Source organism: Agrobacterium tumefaciens (assembly GCA_025560025.1).
GTDB lineage: Bacteria > Pseudomonadota > Alphaproteobacteria > Rhizobiales > Rhizobiaceae > Agrobacterium.
Genome location: CP048486.1, coordinates 1,014,923 through 1,032,038, shown reverse-complemented (window position 1 = coordinate 1,032,038; position 17,116 = coordinate 1,014,923). Strand labels below are relative to the sequence as shown.

Sequence of the window (17,116 nt, the reverse complement as noted above, 5' to 3'; positions counted from 1 at the left end):
TTACGAAACCTGCCGTCGCGGGCCCTATGCGTTCGGTCTTTGGCTAGCTCCGCAGGCCCGGCGCTTCCTGTCCGGTGCTTTCCACATATTCCGTGTATCCGCCGCCATATTGGTGGATGCCATCCGGCGTCAGCTCCAGCACCCGGTTTGAAAGGGCGGCGAGGAAATGGCGATCGTGGGAAACGAACAGCATCGTGCCTTCATATTGCGACAGGGCCTTGATCAGCATTTCCTTGGTGTCGAGATCGAGATGGTTCGTCGGTTCGTCCAGAACGAGGAAATTCGGCGGATCAAACAGCATGGCCGCCATGACGAGACGGGCTTTCTCGCCGCCGGAGAGGACGCGGCAGCGTTTTTCCACGTCATCGCCGGAAAAGCCGAAACAGCCGGCAAGGGCGCGCAGCGGCGCTTGCCCGGCTTTCGGAAAGCGTTCTTCCAGCCATTCGAGAATGGTGCTGTCACCATCCAGAACATCCATGGCGTGCTGGGCGAAATAACCGAGCTTGACGCTGGCGCCGAGCGTGACATTGCCGGAATCCGGCTCGGTTGTGCCGGTCACCAGTTTCAGCAATGTCGATTTTCCGGCGCCGTTGACGCCCATGATGCACCAGCGTTCCCTACGGCGTACCATGAAGTCCAGTTCACCATAGATCGTGCGGCTGCCATAAGCCTTGTTCACTTTTTTCAGTGCGACGACATCCTCACCCGATCGGGGTGCCGGTGCGAATTCGAAAGCGACCGTCTGGCGCCGGCGCGGCGGTTCGACACGGTCGATCTTGTCGAGTTTCTTCACCCGGCTCTGCACTTGTGCAGCGTGCGAGGCGCGCGCCTTGAAGCGCTCAATGAATTTAATTTCCTTGGCAAGCATGGCCTGCTGACGCTCGAACTGCGCCTGCTGCTGTTTTTCGTTCTGCGCGCGCTGCTGTTCGTAAAAGCCGTAATCGCCGGAATAGGTGGTGAGGCTGCCGCCGTCGATCTCGATGATCTTGGTGACGATGCGGTTCATGAATTCGCGGTCGTGCGAGGTCATCAAAAGCGCGCCGTCATAATTCTTCAGAAAATCCTCGAGCCAGATCAGGCTTTCAAGATCGAGATGGTTAGAGGGTTCGTCGAGCAGCATCACGTCCGGGCGCATCAGAAGAATGCGGGCGAGCGCCACGCGCATTTTCCAGCCGCCGGAAAGTTTTCCAACATCACCGTCCATCATCTCCTGGCTGAAGCTGAGGCCGTCCAGAACCTCGCGGGCACGGCCCTCCAGCGCATAGCCGTCCAGCTCCTCATACCGCGCCTGCACTTCGCCGTAACGTTCGATAATGGCGTCCATCTCGTCCATCCGGTCCGGATCGGACATGGCGGCTTCCAGTTGCCTGAGCTCAGCCGCCACTTCGCTGACCGGGCCGGCGCCTTCCATGACTTCGGCCACGGCGGAGCGACCGGACATTTCACCGACATCCTGATTGAAATAACCAACCGTCATGCCCTTTTCGGCAACGACCTGTCCCTCATCGGGCTGTTCCTCGCCGGTGATCATCCGGAACAGCGTGGTCTTGCCAGCGCCGTTCGGGCCGACAAGGCCAATCTTCTCGCCGCGATTGAGCGCGGCGGAGGCCTCGATGTAAAGAATGCGGTGACTGTTCGACTTGCTGATATTTTCGATGCGGATCATGACGGGGCCTTGGGAATGGGAGTGCCCTCCTATGCCACGGGCCGCCGCCGCTGTCACCTGCCGCTCACGCCTTGCCAGCCATGCAGCCGAACAGGATCGCCAGGAAGTATCGTTCCTTGCAAACGAGGCCGTCTCAGGGGCTTCGCTCGCCGAATTTTCATCAGTTGGTCAGTGTGGCTATGCTGCCGGCGGCCTTGCGGGCGATTTCACCAAAGGCGGTGACGATCTGCTCCATATTTTCCGGCGCGTAATAATTGTCGAGGTTTGAGGCGCAATATTGCAGCAGGGATTTGCCCTTGTCCGGCGCCATGAAGGCCACGCTGAAAATCTTGATACCGTCCTTCTTGGCCGTATCGCAGGTGTTGCGTACCGTCTGGTCGATAGTGGAGTTCCAATTGGCGCTGTACCCCGTCATTTCGCCGTCCGTCATGAGAACGATGTAACGCTCGAAGGATTCGCTTTTCTTCGCCTTGTGGGCGTTCGCTTCGGTTGTATTCGCCTTTTTCAGGGCGGCGTAAGCGGCGTTCAGACCGCTCGTGGCGTCCGTGCCACCGGATGGAAATTCCGGGATATTTTTGTCCACATAGCTGACAACGCCGCTCGTACCCCAGTTGATTGCCTGAGCGGCGTAGCTCTCATGGGTGTAAACCGAAGCACCAGTTCGAACGAGCTGGGAACCGCCACTAAGGGCAGAGGTCGGATCGGCCTTGTTCAAGGTGGCGACGAGAAAGCCCACTGCGGTTTTCAACGATGCGGCCTTGTTAACGTAGCAGGGCGATGTGTTCTTAAGATTGGGATAGCTGCCCCAGTTATCGGACGTGTAGTTCTGGCACGACGTTTTTTTGGTGTCGACGGTATCGGTCTTGAAGGACATCGAACCCGAGCGATCCAGCACCAGATACATGGAAATCGGCGCGCCCTTGTTGACCGTGCTCTTTGCGGTACCGGTTGCTGAAACTTCAAGTGTTTTTACCCCGACTAATCCAAGCAGGGGATTGAGCTGTATCTCGCGGTTGATCGTGGTCTCGATTGTGTAAGTCTTGCCACGGGTATCTTCCGTCGTACCGACATTGATTGGCGAATTCTTCTCGATTGCCTTCTTCTCTTCCTCGGTCAGGTTCTTTTCCAGCTGGCTGGCGATGAAGGCCTTGGCGATCTCCTTGATTTGTTCGTCGGTCAGTGCGCCTTCCTTCAAACGAGCCTCGGTCGCTGCTGCAAGGGCCGCTGAATCCGCCGTATTCTGCAAGTCCGCTTTCACCTGCATCACATTCGCCAGTTCCATGCCGGCTCCGGCAAACCCCAGCAGCACCGGCAGCAATATTGCCGTCATGATGCCGAAATTACCGCTCGTATCGCTAAAGAAACGGCGCTTCAGTTTTTGATGTGAGGAGGCGGTCATGACAGGGCTCACCGATTAGAATATACGACTGAGCGCAGGAAACCCGTAAACGATGTAAAATCCACTAACGTTATGGGTTCAATTTTATGCAGCGTTCAAATTGGTGCAGTTTTTGAAGTATTTTCAAGAATTGGTTTGTGCAAAGATCGAAATAACACACCCTGCGTCATTGCTGGACGGGGATGACGTCAACGGCCTGCTTTATCTGCTGGTTGCCGTAGCTCTTTAATACCCCGATCACCGGCGCGACGTCGGAATAGTCCCGGCCATAACCGACAACGATATGATCGCTTCCGGCCACGATGTCATTGGTGGGGTCGAGTTCCAGATAACCGGTGGCCTCGCCGCACCAGATGCGGACCCAGGCATGCATCGCATCGGCGCCTTCCAGGCGTTCCTTGCCCGGCGGTGGAATGGTGCGCAGGAAGCCGCTGACATAACCGGTGGGAATGCCGAGGCTACGCAGTGCCATGATCATGATATGCGAAAAATCCTGGCATACGCCGCGTTTCAGCTTGAAGGCTTCGGACGGTGTCGTATCCACAGTCGTCGCCTCACCGTCATAGGTGAAGTCCTTATGGATGCGTTTGCACATTGCAAGCGCGATTTCGCGAATGGTCATTCCGGGTTTCAGCAATTCCCGCGCATAAGCCGAGATCGCCGCATCCGTCCCTATTCTCGGGCTGGCACCGATGAAGTGGTGCGGCGACTGGAAATCGAGCGACCAGACATCGGCAAGATCTTGCGGCAACCTTGAAAGCTCCGGTGAAAAATCGGCCGTCAGGGCCGCCGTCTCGACCATCACGCGCGCCTGCATGCGGATATCCAGCTTCTCATGCGGCGCGCGCAGATGCACGGAGGTGGCCGATTGATGAAAGAAGTCGTCGAAAACGACGCGTTCTTCCGGCACTGGAGAGACATCGAGAGATCCGGCGATAAGCCGCTGCCGGCCGGGGATGGACAAAGGCAGGACACGGATGATGTGCCGCGCACCATGGGCCGGTGTGTCGTAGGTGTAACCCATATGCAGGGAAAGATCGTAAAGCATCGATTTATCCGAGATAGGTTCGGGCGAGAACATCGGACAAATGTTCCATGTCCGTTTCGAGTTGGCGATAAATCGCGCCGTTCATGTTTTCCGGCGTCATGACGGCAAGGCCGGAATGCAGCCGCATCGCCTCGCGGTAAAAAGGCGACATCTGCCCGTTTACAAAGGCGTTCGGAAGCTGTTCCACCTCCGTGCGGATTTCGTTCAGCTGAAACAGAATGGACCGTGGGTTGAGCGGATCAAGCGCCAGAAGATCGGTGACGGTCAGGCCCGCCGTGCTGACATTGTAGCGGCGGCGATGGGTCATGACGCTGTCGCCGATTTCCAGCAGCATGTCATAGGACCCATCGGGCGCATCGGGTCCGGTCATATGGCCGAGCAGCCGTGTCATATGCAGGCCACGTTCGAGATAGCGGCCGATCGACAGAAAACGCCAGCCGGTGAAACGATACATGTTTTCGTGCACGAGACCGGCAAAGCCGGCAAGCTTGCGCAACAGGATCGTCATGGCGTGCGTTGCGTCGTCGCCAGGCGCCACCTTGGCGTGGAACCGACGGGCGGTTTTGGCAAGATCGTTCAGCGCCAGCCATCCATCGGGTGAAAAGCGGTCGCGGATGTTGCTGGCGGAATAAACCGCGCTGTTGATATTGTTCAGCAGGCTTTCCGGCACGGCATCGTTCATCTCCACATCCAGCGCTTCGAGATAACGCGTCACATGGGCAAGCAGCGGCTGGCGCGGATCGGCCGATTCGGCATAACGCCCGTGCCAGGCACGCAGGATGCGCAATGCGCCTTCCGAGCGCTCGATATAACGACCGAGCCAGAAGAGGTTGTCGGCGGCCCGGCTTGGCAGGCTGCCCGGCATGTTGCGGGTGAAGCTCTCTTCCGCCGGCAAAAGCGTGGTGCGTTCCACCGGCTTGTCGCTGACGATCCAGACATCCGCCGCACTGCCGCCCGATTGCATGGCGATGGCGGACACGTCGTTGCTGCTGCCGATCCGCGCAAAACCGCCGGGCATGATCTGCCAGCCATCCTGGGTGCGGGCGGCAAAAACGCGAAGGCTCATCGGGCGTGGCACGAGCTTGTTATCGACATAGGCCGGCGTGGTGGAGAGTGTGACCACCTCCTGGCCGACCAGCCTGTGGCCGTCCGAGGCGAGCCAGTCGCTGATCGATTCCTTGGCCGTTTCACGCAGGGAAGAGCCCAGCACCGATTGGCCGTTGTCGTCGAAGAAGGGAAGCCGGGAATAGGCCGGGCCTATGACCATGCCTTCGATATTGCCGGCAACGTGGCGCCGTTCCGATTCCTGCCCGCACCACCATGTCGCTATCGATGGCAGTTTCAGGTCTTCGCCAAGAAGATGGCGGCAAACGCGCGGCATGAAGGACAGCAAGGCCCGCGTTTCGAGAATACCGCTGCCAAGCGCATTGACGATGGTGAGCGCCTCGTTGCGCAGCGCCTGCACCATGCCGGGCGTGCCGATATGGGATTGCTGGTTGAGTTCCAGCGGATCGGAATAGGAAGCATCGAGACGCCGCCAGAGCACACCGATCGGTTTCAGCCCCGCCACGGTTCTGACCATGACGCGGCCGTTGACGACGGTCAGATCCTCACCTTCCAGCAGCATGAAGCCGAGATAACGGGCTATATAGGCGTGTTCGAAATAGGTTTCGTTGGCGGGTCCGGGCGTCAGCACCGCGATACGGTCATCGGGGTGTTTTCTGTGCGCCTGCAATGTGTCGCGGAAAGCGCCAAAAAACGAGGCGAGACGGTGCACATGGGTTTCCGCATAGATGTCGGACAGGGCACGCGTGGTCGCCACCCGGTTTTCGAGCGCGAAACCTGCGCCCGAAGGCGCCTGCGTTCTGTCGGCCAGCACCCACCAGTTTCCATCAGGTCCACGCCCGATTTCAAACGAGCAGAAATGCAGATAGTGGCCGCTTGCCGGTTTTACACCGACCATCGGCCGCAGATATTCCGGATTGGAGGCGATCAGCGCCGGCGGCACGTAACCTTCCTTCACCAGCCGGTTTTCGCCGTAAAAATCGGCGACCATGGCTTCGAGAAGATTGGCGCGCTGTTTGAGTCCCTCGGAAAGAACAGCCCATTCCCTGTCGTCGATCAGCACCGGAATATGGGAGATCGGCCAGTTTCTTTCGCTGCTGCCCTTGCCGTAATCGCGGTAGAACACGCCCGCATCGCGCAGATAGCGGTCGGTGCGGGCAAAGCGTTCATGCAGTTCGCGCTCAGACATGCGCGAGAGTGCGCCGAGCAGGTTCTTCCAGACCGGCCTGACCTTGCCATTGGTGTCGAGCATTTCATCCGCCACGCCCGGCAAGGTGGAATAATCAAGCCCGCGCGGTTGCGCGCTCGTTTCCGTCTTGCGTTCCGTTGCCGGGGCTTTGGACAATTTAAACTCCGTATGGCCGACGCAGATCAAGCGTCAGCGGAAATTCTGGCGACACGGTTTCCCCATGAAGCGGGTATTGCCCTGCCGTATGCCCCCATGGTTCGAAACGGGCGAGGCGGCGTGCCTCGGCCTCATTGCCGTTGACGGGAAACGTCTCGTAATTGCGCCCGCCCGGATGAGCAACATGATAGATGCATCCGCCGATCGATCGCCTCGACCATGTATCATAAATGTCAAAGGTCAAGGGTGAATTGACGGGCAGAACGGGATGCAGGCCGGAGGCGGGCTGCCATGCCTTGAAGCGGACACCGGCAACCGCCACGCTGCGGTTCTCCGTTGTTGCAAGCGGAACCGCGCGTCCGTTGCAGGCGACGGTGTAACGCGACGGATTGGATGTTTCGAGGCGCACCTGCAGGCGTTCGACGGAAGAGTCGACAAAACGCACGGTTCCCCCGATGGCGCCCTGTTCGCCCATCACATGCCAGGGTTCCAGAGCCTGGCGCAATTCCAGTTTCGCGCCCTCATATTCCACTTCGCCGAAGAAGGGGAAACGGAATTCCTGCTGGGCGGTGAACCATTCCGGCTTTAGGTCGAAGCCGTTTTCCCTGAGATCGGCAAGCACATCCAGAAAATCCGCCCAGATGTAATGCGACAGCATGAAGCGATCGGCGAGCGCCGTGCCCCAGCGCACGAATTTACCGCCGGCTGGGTTTTGCCAGAAGCGGGCAATGAGGGCGCGCACCAGCAATTGCTGGGCAAGCGACATGCGGGCATTCGGAGGCATTTCGAAGCCACGGAATTCCACAAGGCCGAGACGGCCGGTTGGTCCGTCCGGTGAAAACAGCTTGTCGATACAGATTTCAGCCCGGTGGGTGTTGCCCGTGACATCCGTCAGGAGGTTGCGGAACAGGCGGTCGACCAGCCAGGGCAGCGGCGGCACGCCCTCCCCGGGGGCAGGAACCTGCGAAAGCGCGATTTCCAGCTCGTAGAGACTGTCGTGACGGGCTTCGTCGATGCGTGGCGCCTGACTTGTCGGGCCGATGAACAGGCCGGAGAACAGATAGGAAAGGGACGGATGCCGCTGCCAGTGCAAAACGAGGCTTTTCAGAAGATCGGGCCGGCGCAGGAAGGGGCTGTCATTGGGGTTGGCGCCGCCCACCACCACATGGTTGCCGCCACCGGTGCCGGTATGCCGGCCATCGATCATGAACTTGTCTGCGCCGAGACGCGTCTGGCGCGCCTCATCATAGACCGCGGTCGTGATGTCGACGCAATCCTTCCAGCTGGAGGCAGGGTGGATATTGACCTCGATGACGCCGGGATCGGGCGCGACGCGAATGACATTGATGCGCTCATCATGCGGCGGCGCATAACCTTCGATGTGAACGGGCAATCCGAGATCGGCCGCCGCAGCTTCCGCCGCTGCAATCAGTTCGAGATAATCCTCGATGCGTTCGACCGGCGGCATGAAGACGCAGAGCCGGCCATCGCGCGGTTCCACTGACATGGCGGTGCGTACGGCACCGCCGATTTCGCCAAGTGTCTGCTCGACGCGTTCCTGGGTCGCGCCTCCATCGGCATGGAAAGAGGCTTCCGGCATGGTGCGTCCGGAAGGTTTGAATATGTCTGGAAGCGGCCCTCGCGGGATCGAGGGGTCGGCTTCGTGGATATAGGGATAGGCGGATGGCGGCACATAGGGCAATGTGCCGAGCGGCAGGCGATATCCCACCGGGCTGTCGCCCGGAACAAGGAAAATCTTGCCGCGCCGTGTCTTCCACTTCTCGCTGACCCAGCGCTTGCCGTTGGCCTTGGCGTTCCAGGCTTGCACCGGAAGAATATAACCCGTCGGTGTCGTCAGGCCGCGTTCGAAAACACGGGCAATACGGTTTCGCTCCTCGGGATCCTTCAGTTTGGAATTGGATGGGTCAACATTGTCGGGAAGGTTGCCTTCCTTGATGATCCATTCTGCCGGATCCTCATAGGCCGGCAGCACCAGTTCCTTTTCAATGCCAAGGTGGGTGGCGATGCCGCTGAGCAGCTTCTGCGCATCTTCGGCCTTGACCCCGGCATCTGCCCCCTCTTCGGCGATCAGCGCCGGGTCCTGCCAGATCGGCATTCCATCCTTCCGCCAGTAAAGCGAAAAGGTCCAGCGCGGCAGGCTTTCCCCGGGATACCATTTGCCCTGCCCGTAATGCAGAAAGCCGCCAGGGGCGAAACGTTCGCGCAGGCGGCGGATCAGGGCGTCCGCCTTTTCGCGCTTCGTTGGTCCGACCGCGCCGGTGTTCCATTCGTCGGATTCGAAATCGTCGATGGAAACGAAGGTCGGCTCGCCACCCATGGTCAATCGCACGTCGTGAGCATTCAGAACCTGATCGACCTTTTCGCCGAGTGCGTTGAGGCTTTCCCAGCTATCGTCGGAAAATGGCCTGGTGATGCGCGGGGTTTCGGCGACGCGCCGGACCTGCATGTCGAAAGCAAATTCCGTGTTGGCCTCGCCGAAATAGCCGCCGGAAATCGGTGCGGCGTTGCGATAATGCGGTGTCGCTGCCAGCGGAATATGGCTTTCGCCGGTCAGAAGTCCGGAAGTGGGGTCAAGGCCGATCCAGCCGGCGCCGGGCATGTAAACCTCTGCCCAGGCGTGCAGATCGGTAAAATCCACCTCGGTTCCAGAGGGGCCGTCGAGCGCCTTGAGATCGGGTGTCAGCTGAATGAGATATCCGGACACAAACCGTGCGGCAAGGCCGAGGTGCCTCAGAACCTGCACCAGCAGCCAGCTGGTGTCGCGGCAAGATCCCTTGCCGGAAGCCAGCGTTTCCTCAGGCGCCTGAACCCCCGGTTCCATGCGGATCACGTAGCCGATTTCCTGTTGCAGACGGGCGTTGAGACCGACGACCATATCGACTGTCGGCTGTCCGGGCGTGCGGTCGACGGTGGCCATGAACGCTGTGAACAGGGGGCCGATCGGCTCCGGTTTCATGTAGATGGACAGATCCTCCCGCAGTTCCTGCGGATAATCGAACGGCCACTTGGTCGCTTCTTCCTCGACGAAGAAATCGAACGGGTTGTAAACCGTCATATCGGCGACAAGATCGACCTCGATCTTGAACTCCGTCGCCGGCTCGGGAAAAACGAAACGGGCGAGGTAGTTGCCGTAAGGGTCCTGCTGAAGGTTCACGAAGTGGTTGGAGGGAGAAACCTTGAGCGAATGGCTGATGACGCGGGTTCTGGAATGGGAGGCGGGCTTTAATCTTATGATCTGTGGTCCAAGGCGAACCGGATTGTCATATTTATAATGCGTCAGATGATAGATGCTCGCTTTGATCGCCATTAATCTGCCTTGCCCGGTTTTTCCGGTTTATGCGGTTTATCCGCCCCTCTGAAATTATTCGGATTTTGTGCAATGCAGGAAAAGAAAGCAAGGATCATTTCCGGGGGCTATCGCATTGTTGGTACAGGCCGCGATGTTTGCCCGCACAAAGAATTGTCCGGGCTTTTCAACCGTACCCGCGGGGATTTCGACAGGATTGTGGACAAGGTCCAACGGCGTGTTATTGCTTGGCATCGCAAGACGCAGGGTCGCGGCCCGCTTTCTTTGCCGACTGACGTTTCGGAATGGAATGAATGGCAACCACGGTGACCGACGATCAGCGCAAGAGCGCGGCCAACCTTTCGGGCTTCGACCTCGATTTTCCTGCGCAGCTGCGCATGATGGGGCGTGCCTTCTGGACGTCTCCCGTGCGCAACCGGCTGATATTGCTGTCGATAGCCCTTTTGACGGTGATATTGCTCACCGCCTATGGGCAGATCAGGCTGAATGAATGGAACGCCCCGTTTTACAATGCGCTGGAGCGGCGCGATCTCGACGCCTTCCTTCACCAGCTTGAGGTTTTCGCCATCATTGCCGGGCTGCTGCTGCTGCTCAACGTCATTCAGACCTGGCTCAACCAGATGACGGCGCTGAACATGCGCGAGGGTCTTGCCAAGGACATGGTGGATCAATGGCTGAAACCGGGTCGCGCTGCGCGCCTTGCCGGTTTCGGCACCATTGCGATCAATCCGGACCAGCGCCTGCATGACGATGTCCGCAATCTGGCGGAAAGCAGCACGGCGCTTTCCATCGGCCTTGTGAATGCGACGATCCTGCTCATCAGCTTTATCGGCGTTTTGTGGTCGCTTTCGGCGGGTTTCTCCATCACCATCAATGGCGATCTCGTCCCCATTCCGGGATACATGGTCTGGGCGGCGATCCTGTATGCGGGCTCGGCGTCTCTGCTCAGCAACCTTGTCGGCTACCGTCTGGTTGGGCTTAATGCAGAGCGTTATTCAAAAGAGGCCGAACTGCGCTTTTCCCTGATGCGCGCTAGTGAGAATCTGGCGGCGATTACGCTTGCGCGCGGCGAAAAAAACGAGCGGCGGCGGATCGGCGTCGACATCGATGCGGTACTCGGCGTGATCCGCGGATTGGCCATGGCGCTCACCCATCTCACCTGGGTGTCTTCCGGCTACGGCTGGTTGGCGGTCGTCGCGCCCATTCTCATCGCCGCACCGGTTTATTTTTCCGGAAACCTGACATTTGGCGGCCTGATGATGGCCGTTGGTGCTTTCAACCAGGTCAATACGGCTCTTCGCTGGTATATCGACAATTTTGGGCCGATCGCCAGCTGGAAGGCCACGTTGCAGCGCGTTTCGGTGTTTCGCAACGCCCTGATCCAGATGGACAGCGTCGAACAGCATGGGCTGGCGATCGATCTCCAACGAAGCGCCGACAACGGAAAAATCCACCTTCAGTCGGTCATTATCTGCCGCGATGCGGGAGGGCAGGATCTGGAGCGGGGTTTCTGGCTGCGCGAGGGCGAGGTTGAAATCGGTCCCGGCGATCGCCTGATGATCAATGGCGAGCAGGGCGTGAACCGGCGGCTGCTGTTTGCTGCCATGGCGGGCCTGTGGCCGTGGGGGCAGGGCAGGATAGAAATGCCCGAACAATCCGATACGCTTTTCATTGCCCAGCATGGTTATCTGCCGACCGGCACGCTGCGCGAAATTCTCGCCTATCCGCGTGCACCCCAGCGGTTCACCGAGGAAGATTATGTCGCGGCGCTCACCGCATGCGGGCTTGGCGAGATGGCTCCCCGTCTGGACGAAAATATTCGCTGGGACAAGAGACTGGATTCGGATGAGCAGGCGAGCATCCGGATCGCCAATGCCCTGTTGCTCAAACCGAAATTCATCGTCATCGACGATTTGCTGGAAGGGCTGGAAAAACAGACGCAGGATACGCTGGCGGAGGTTTTACACGGTATTGAGGGTGTGGCGATTGTCTATATCGGCCGGTCAGAGACGTTCCTGTCGGTTCTGTCTCCGGCCGTGGCCCATCTGGACCATGCCCCTGCAAAAGAAAGTCCGTTGAAGCCGGATATCGCTCCGCAATAGGGGCGCGGTATCACAGGTCTTGTCGGCTCAGAGCCGCAAGTGCCATTTTTCCGAATCGAGCCGCTGTTGTTTGGCAAGGCTTATGGTGTTGCCCGGCCCTTCCTGCGAGCGCAGGAAGAGGGTACCGGTCGCAAGGCTGATGGCGACGACGCCGGCGACCGCCAGAATGATGCGGTCGTAGCGTTGCTGTATCGCGTTGTTTCCACTCCAGTCATAGGCCATTTGCACGCCCTCGCGTTTTTTGGAATCGTGCCCCATCATGGTTAACCGAAGCTTACGATGGCCTTGTGATTCCTTGCTGTTTTGGAGGGGCTGCCGCGAAAAATCGGCTATTGGCTGATGGCGCGCGGTTGTTTAAGTCCGGCGGCGGGAGGTTTGTGAAAAGGATTTTGAGAGATGGACCAGCAACCGCCCGCAGATATGGAACTCACGCTCAGAACGCTTGCCATGCCGGCGGATGCCAATCCGGCCGGAGATATATTCGGCGGCTGGGTGATGTCGCAGATGGACCTTGCCGCTTTCGTCCGCGCCAATGATGTGGCCGGCGGCCGTACCGTCACCGTGGCGGTCAATGAGATCGTCTTCAAGAAGCCGGTCAAGATCGGCGATACATTATGCGTCTACACCAGGATCGAAAAGGTCGGGCGTACCTCCGTCACGCTCAAGATCGAGGCCTGGACCCGCAGGCATTATCAGGATTCCCGGGAAAAGGTGACGGAAGCCGTCTTCATCATGGTTGCGGTGGATGACAATGGTGAGCCGCGCGCCGTCCGCAAAGAGGCGTGAGGCGGCATCCGCGCGAAGCACATTCCGGAGCGCTTGCTTGCAACAGGTTGAAAGAGCAAGGCGCTTCGGTTCCCGCAATTCGATCTGCCGCCGCTCGATACTTTAGAAATATCCAATTTATTTAACAATTTTTGCGATCAAGGTGTGGAGTAGGACGGGGATCAGACTTTGACCATTCCAGGAGTTGTTATTGTTGGGGGCGCTCACGGCACGCTTGCCCTTGCCCGCAGCCTTGGCGCCCTGAATGTGCCTGTGCACTATCTCACACATGATTCACCCCTGCCGGGCTGGTCCCGCTTCGTGCGCGAAACGATCCGCTGGTCAGGTCCGCGCGATGCCGGAGCAATATCGTTTTTGCGTGAAATGGCCACGAAGCATGACCTTAGAGGGTGGCTTCTGGTGCCTTCGGGAGACGGTGAGGTGCAGCTCGTTGCGGAACATCGCGAGGAGCTTTCCGCCCTTTACAAAATCGTCCTGCCGGACTGGACAGCCCTTAAATGGCTGTGTGAGAAACCGCTGCTCTACAGGCGTGCGGCGGAACTTGGTGTCAGCTTTCCCCGCACCTATGCCCTGACATCTGCCGATGACGCCGATGCGCTGGACATGACATTTCCCGTTATCCTGAAGCCGAACATGGGTGGCGGCGACACCGTGATTTCGCGGGCAAAGGTCATCCGCGCCGATGACCGGCAGGCGTTGAAAGCCGCCTTTACCGAGGCGAGCGGCGAGATCGGCGCCGGCAATGTCGTGGTGCAGGAGCTTATTCCCGGCGGAGGAGAAAGCCAGTTTTCCTATGCGGCGCTCTGGCGGAACGGTGAGCCGGTTGCCGAATTCACCGCCCGGCGCACGCGCCAATATCCCGTCGATTTCGGTTATACCAGCACTTGCGTTGAGGTTGTCGACAATGCCGATGCAATCGATGCGGCCCGGAAAATATTGAAGTCGGCCGGTCACAGCGGGTTGGTCGAGGTGGAATTCAAGCAGGACGGCAGGGACGGATCGCTGAAACTTCTCGATGTCAATCCGCGCCCGTGGTCCTGGTTCGGCCTGTGTTCGGCAGCCGGTATCGATCTTGGCGCCTTGCTGTGGCAGGTCGCCAATGATGTGTCGACCGGTCAGGCCGTGCGTGCGCGGCAAGGCGTATCCTGGTCCTATCTCGTCCGGGATGCCGTTGCGGCATTCACGTTGAACCGGCGTGGTCAGACGCGTATCGGCGACTATTTCGCCTCTTTGCGGAAAATCCGCAGCTGGGCTGCCTTTGCGACCAACGACCCCTTGCCGGGCCTAATCGATCTGCCGCTCACGGTCTGGAGAGTCATTAAAAAACGGGTTTTGCCCGGCCTGAATTCACGGCAATCGGCAGGGATGCTGCTGAAGTCGGTGAAACGCTCCCTGAAATACGGGGCCATACGGGCAGGACTGGAGGTGAGCTCCCTCCCCGCGGTTCGTTCGGCCTTTCCATCCTTTACCGGGCGTGGCGTTATCTTCACGCTGCACCATGTTCGCCCGCATGAAGAAACATCAGCTTTTTCGCCCAATGCGCATTTGTCGATCACGCCGCAATTTCTGGAAGAGGCGATAGAGGCTGCCCTTGAATGTGGTCTGGTTCCCGTTCATCTGCACGATCTGCCGGGCCTGCTTGCCGATAATTCCGAAAGGAGGGCGTTTTGCGCCTTCACGCTTGACGACGGTTATCGCAACAATGCGGAATATGCCGCTCCGGTTTTCCGCAAATTCGGCGTTCCCTATACGATTTTCATCACGCCGGGTTTTGTCGAGAGGACGCGTAGCGTGTGGTGGGAATCCGCGGCTGCGCTGACGCAAAAAGTCACGTCGTTTGACTTTGATTTCGGGTCCGGGTCGGAACACGTCAAGTGCGCCAGCCTTTCGCAAAAAGCGGAAGCATTCACACGTCTTGAAAATTTCGTTCAGACCACAGCAGAGGATGAGGCGGTGGAGCGGATTGACCATGTCGCGAGGCAACACGGTATCGATCCCATCGCGATCGTGGATGAACTCGTCATGGATGCGGCAGAACTGAAGGCGCTGTCGCATGATCCCCTGGCTCACCTTGGCGCACACACCATGACGCATGTGAACATGCGCAGGATCGATGCGGCGCGTCTTGCTGACGAGATCGAGGAATCGACGCACCGGGTGGAGGCCTATGTTGGCCGTCGGCCTCAGTCCTTTTCCTATCCGTATGGCTGGACAAAGGCCGCCGGAGAGCGTGAGGCGGAGGCGGTGTTTAACGCGGGTTTTTCCGTGGCGGTTACCACGCAGGCCGGTGTGCTGGGGCCACATAGTCTTGAAAAGCCGATGCTGCTGCCACGCGTATCGCTGAACGGACATTTTCAGAAAAAGCGATTTGTCAAAGCGCTGATCTCCGGCCTGCCCTTCCGCTTCCTGTAACGACGAAACCCTCTCGTCTACGTCTTCCCGTGGCGCCGCTTATGATGGTGCGGCCCGAGGCTGCTCGCCCGTTCCAGATTCAGCCCTCATCCAAATATTCAAGTAGCGCCTATTTTTGTTATTCACATGTTGTTATCTATTGATTATAAATAAATTTCTTGAAGAGAAACATTACAACTTTTCTGAAGGCCTTGCCCGTGCTGTTGATTATTGCCGACGATCTGACCGGCGCGCTCGACGCAGCTGCCCCCTTTGCCGGGCGCGGGCTTGCAACCGAGGTTGCTATCGGCCTTGATGGCGTCTGCGCAGCGCTTGCGGATGCACCGGAGGTTCTCAGCGTCAATCTGGGATGCCGTGATGGAGAGGCCGATGAAGCGTACCGCCTCACCCGGCAGCTTTTGGGCTTGGTTCCGGCCGATATTGTTTTGTTCAAGAAGATCGATTCCCGCCTGAAGGGACATATCGCGGCGGAAATGGATGCGATTTCCTATCGGCATGCGCTTGTCGCTCCCGCCATTCCGGATTTCGCGCGCGTTGTCATTAATGGGGCGGTGTCCGGTTTCGGTGTCGATGGCACCATTCCGGTCCGTGAAAGGCTGGGTCAGCATGCTGGCCGCTGTACAATACCCGATACCCGATCCAAGGCGGAGATGAGTGAGGCTCTTGTTGCCGGACGGGCAGAAGGCGTTGATCTCCTGGTGGGTGCGCGCGGGCTTGCCGAGGCGCTGGCCGAGACGATGACGGGAAGAGCGGCGTCTGAAGCGGCAACCATTCGTTCGGGCAATGGGCTTTTTGTCATCGGGTCGCGAGATCCGATCACCGTCGGGCAGATTGAAGTCCTGAAGGGTGAAGGGTTGGCGTCTATTGTCGACGCGCCCGGTGGCGCAGTCCCTTCTCAGGCACAGGCAGGTTCCCGTTTGACGCTCATTCAGGCGACGCAGGGAACGGATGATCTTTCGCCGCTCGACGTTTCCGAACGGCTGGGGCAGGGGGTCGTTCCACTCTTTACCGCCGGGGCTGCCACGCTGCTTTTGTCGGGCGGAGCCACGGCCGAAGCCGTGTTGCGCGCCATGGGCATTTCGCGTCTGCGTCTTGCCGGCGAATGCCTGCCCGGTCTTGGGGTTGGCTGGTCCGGTGACCAATGCATCATTGCGAAATCCGGCGGTTTTGGGCAAGCTGACACGTTGAAACGGATCGCGAAAATGATGCTTGGCGACAATGACGCTGGAGAGAGCTGACCAGATGGGGCTGATGAAAGAAACGGCGCGCAAGGCACTTCCGGACATTATTTTCGAGAGAATGCATCGGGCGATCAAATCCGGTGCCTATAAGCCGGATGAACGGCTGCCGACCGAACATGAACTGGCCATGGAATTCGAAGTTTCGAGGCCGGTTGTTCGCGAGGCGCTGCGGCGGCTGCGTGAGCAGGGGTTTATCTATTCCCGCAGGGGTTCCGGCAGCTATGTCCGGGCCTTCGGCCTGCGCGAGCCACTCGGTTTCGGGCAATTGGAAAATGTCGCAGACCTTCTGAACTGTTACGAATTTCGACTGACGCTGGAGCCTGCCGCCGCTGCGGCGGCGGCGCTGCGACATGATGGCGAGAGGCTTGCAGCGATCAAAAAGGCGCTCGAGCTGATGCGGGACGCCACCAATCGCCAGTCCCACCGCGAGGATGCCGACTATCAGTTTCACCTCGCCATCGCGCGGGCGGCAAGGAACAGCTATTTCTCCACCGCGATGGAGGCCCTGAAAGATCATATTGCCATGGGCATGAAGTTCCACGGCATGTCGGTGAAGCGTGAGGCGTCAGGCCTTGCCCGTGTTTTTGCCGAGCACGAGGCGATTGCAAAGGCGATTGCGGAAGGGGATGCGGAGGCGGCCCGCCAGCTGATGCTTCAGCATCTGACGGGATCGCGTGACCGCCTGTTTGAATCTTCGCACGCGGATTAAGGAAGCAGCCGCAGA

12 protein-coding genes are annotated in these 17,116 nt (G+C 58.9%); 6 read left to right on the top strand and 6 right to left on the bottom strand.

Translation table 11 applies throughout. The features are described from left to right. Positions 1-43: 43 nt before the first annotated feature. The 5 genes from FY152_18675 to FY152_18655 all read right to left on the bottom strand — a co-directional run bounded on the left by FY152_18675 (position 44) and on the right by FY152_18655 (position 9,851). The gene (locus FY152_18675) at positions 44-1,666 is read right to left on the bottom strand and encodes an ABC-F family ATP-binding cassette domain-containing protein (GenBank protein UXS34173.1); all 1,623 of its coding nucleotides are present in this window, start codon (positions 1,664-1,666) and stop codon (positions 44-46) included. Between the two features lie 160 nt (positions 1,667-1,826). Beyond that, positions 1,827-3,065, bottom strand: coding sequence for a VWA domain-containing protein (locus FY152_18670; protein ID UXS34172.1), 1,239 nt, complete (start codon positions 3,063-3,065; stop codon positions 1,827-1,829). A gap of 166 nt (positions 3,066-3,231) precedes the next feature. Next, positions 3,232-4,113, bottom strand: a complete 882-nt coding sequence (locus FY152_18665; protein UXS34171.1) for a transglutaminase family protein — start codon at positions 4,111-4,113, stop codon at positions 3,232-3,234. Between the two features lie 4 nt (positions 4,114-4,117). Next, the gene (locus FY152_18660; protein ID UXS34170.1) at positions 4,118-6,523 is read right to left on the bottom strand and encodes a circularly permuted type 2 ATP-grasp protein; all 2,406 of its coding nucleotides are present in this window, start codon (positions 6,521-6,523) and stop codon (positions 4,118-4,120) included. 1 nt (position 6,524) lies between these two features. Further along, positions 6,525-9,851 (bottom strand): transglutaminase family protein, encoded by a 3,327-nt coding sequence (locus tag FY152_18655; GenBank protein ID UXS34169.1) that lies wholly within the window; start codon positions 9,849-9,851, stop codon positions 6,525-6,527. Between the two features lie 72 nt (positions 9,852-9,923). On the opposite strand from FY152_18655, the gene FY152_18650 reads away from it, so the two are divergent. Together FY152_18650 and FY152_18645 are read left to right on the top strand one after the other, a co-directional pair. After that, on the top strand, positions 9,924-10,160 hold the full coding sequence (locus FY152_18650) for a hypothetical protein (protein UXS34168.1): 237 nt from the start codon (positions 9,924-9,926) through the stop codon (positions 10,158-10,160). Beyond that, positions 10,145-11,953 (top strand): ABC transporter ATP-binding protein/permease, encoded by a 1,809-nt coding sequence (locus FY152_18645; protein ID UXS34167.1) that lies wholly within the window; start codon positions 10,145-10,147, stop codon positions 11,951-11,953. The genes FY152_18650 and FY152_18645 overlap by 16 nt, the downstream gene beginning before the upstream one ends. Positions 11,954-11,980: 27 nt before the next feature. Here FY152_18645 and FY152_18640 read toward each other — a convergent pair whose 3' ends face one another. Beyond that, a complete protein-coding gene (locus FY152_18640; GenBank protein UXS34166.1) occupies positions 11,981-12,175 on the bottom strand; it encodes a hypothetical protein in 195 nt (64 codons plus the stop codon). Between the two features lie 174 nt (positions 12,176-12,349). On the opposite strand from FY152_18640, the gene FY152_18635 reads away from it, so the two are divergent. From FY152_18635 to FY152_18620, 4 genes are all read left to right on the top strand, one after another. Continuing rightward, positions 12,350-12,739: an acyl-CoA thioesterase gene (locus tag FY152_18635; protein ID UXS34165.1), complete on the top strand. Its 390-nt coding sequence runs from the start codon at positions 12,350-12,352 to the stop codon at positions 12,737-12,739. A gap of 168 nt (positions 12,740-12,907) precedes the next feature. Then, entirely contained in the window at positions 12,908-15,151 is a 2,244-nt protein-coding gene (locus FY152_18630; GenBank protein UXS34164.1) for a polysaccharide deacetylase family protein, read from the top strand. A gap of 197 nt (positions 15,152-15,348) precedes the next feature. After that, positions 15,349-16,389, top strand: a complete 1,041-nt coding sequence (locus FY152_18625) for a four-carbon acid sugar kinase family protein (GenBank protein ID UXS34163.1) — start codon at positions 15,349-15,351, stop codon at positions 16,387-16,389. 4 nt (positions 16,390-16,393) lie between these two features. Next, entirely contained in the window at positions 16,394-17,101 is a 708-nt protein-coding gene (locus FY152_18620; GenBank protein ID UXS35109.1) for a FadR family transcriptional regulator, read from the top strand. The last annotated feature ends 15 nt before the right edge of the window (positions 17,102-17,116 follow it).

What these genes read in the sequence shown, in the direction of transcription:
- FY152_18675 (UXS34173.1), bottom strand. Translation starts at nt 1,666, where the DNA reads ATGATCCGCATCGAAAATATCAGCAAGTCGAACAGTCACCGCATTCTT.
- FY152_18670 (UXS34172.1), bottom strand. Translation starts at nt 3,065, where the DNA reads ATGACCGCCTCCTCACATCAAAAACTGAAGCGCCGTTTCTTTAGCGAT.
- FY152_18665 (UXS34171.1), bottom strand. Translation starts at nt 4,113, where the DNA reads ATGCTTTACGATCTTTCCCTGCATATGGGTTACACCTACGACACACCG.
- FY152_18655 (UXS34169.1), bottom strand. Translation starts at nt 9,851, where the DNA reads ATGGCGATCAAAGCGAGCATCTATCATCTGACGCATTATAAATATGAC.
- FY152_18650 (UXS34168.1), top strand. Translation starts at nt 9,924, where the DNA reads ATGCAGGAAAAGAAAGCAAGGATCATTTCCGGGGGCTATCGCATTGTT.
- FY152_18645 (UXS34167.1), top strand. Translation starts at nt 10,145, where the DNA reads ATGGCAACCACGGTGACCGACGATCAGCGCAAGAGCGCGGCCAACCTT.
- FY152_18640 (UXS34166.1), bottom strand. Translation starts at nt 12,175, where the DNA reads ATGGCCTATGACTGGAGTGGAAACAACGCGATACAGCAACGCTACGAC.
- FY152_18635 (UXS34165.1), top strand. Translation starts at nt 12,350, where the DNA reads ATGGACCAGCAACCGCCCGCAGATATGGAACTCACGCTCAGAACGCTT.
- FY152_18620 (UXS35109.1), top strand. Translation starts at nt 16,394, where the DNA reads ATGGGGCTGATGAAAGAAACGGCGCGCAAGGCACTTCCGGACATTATT.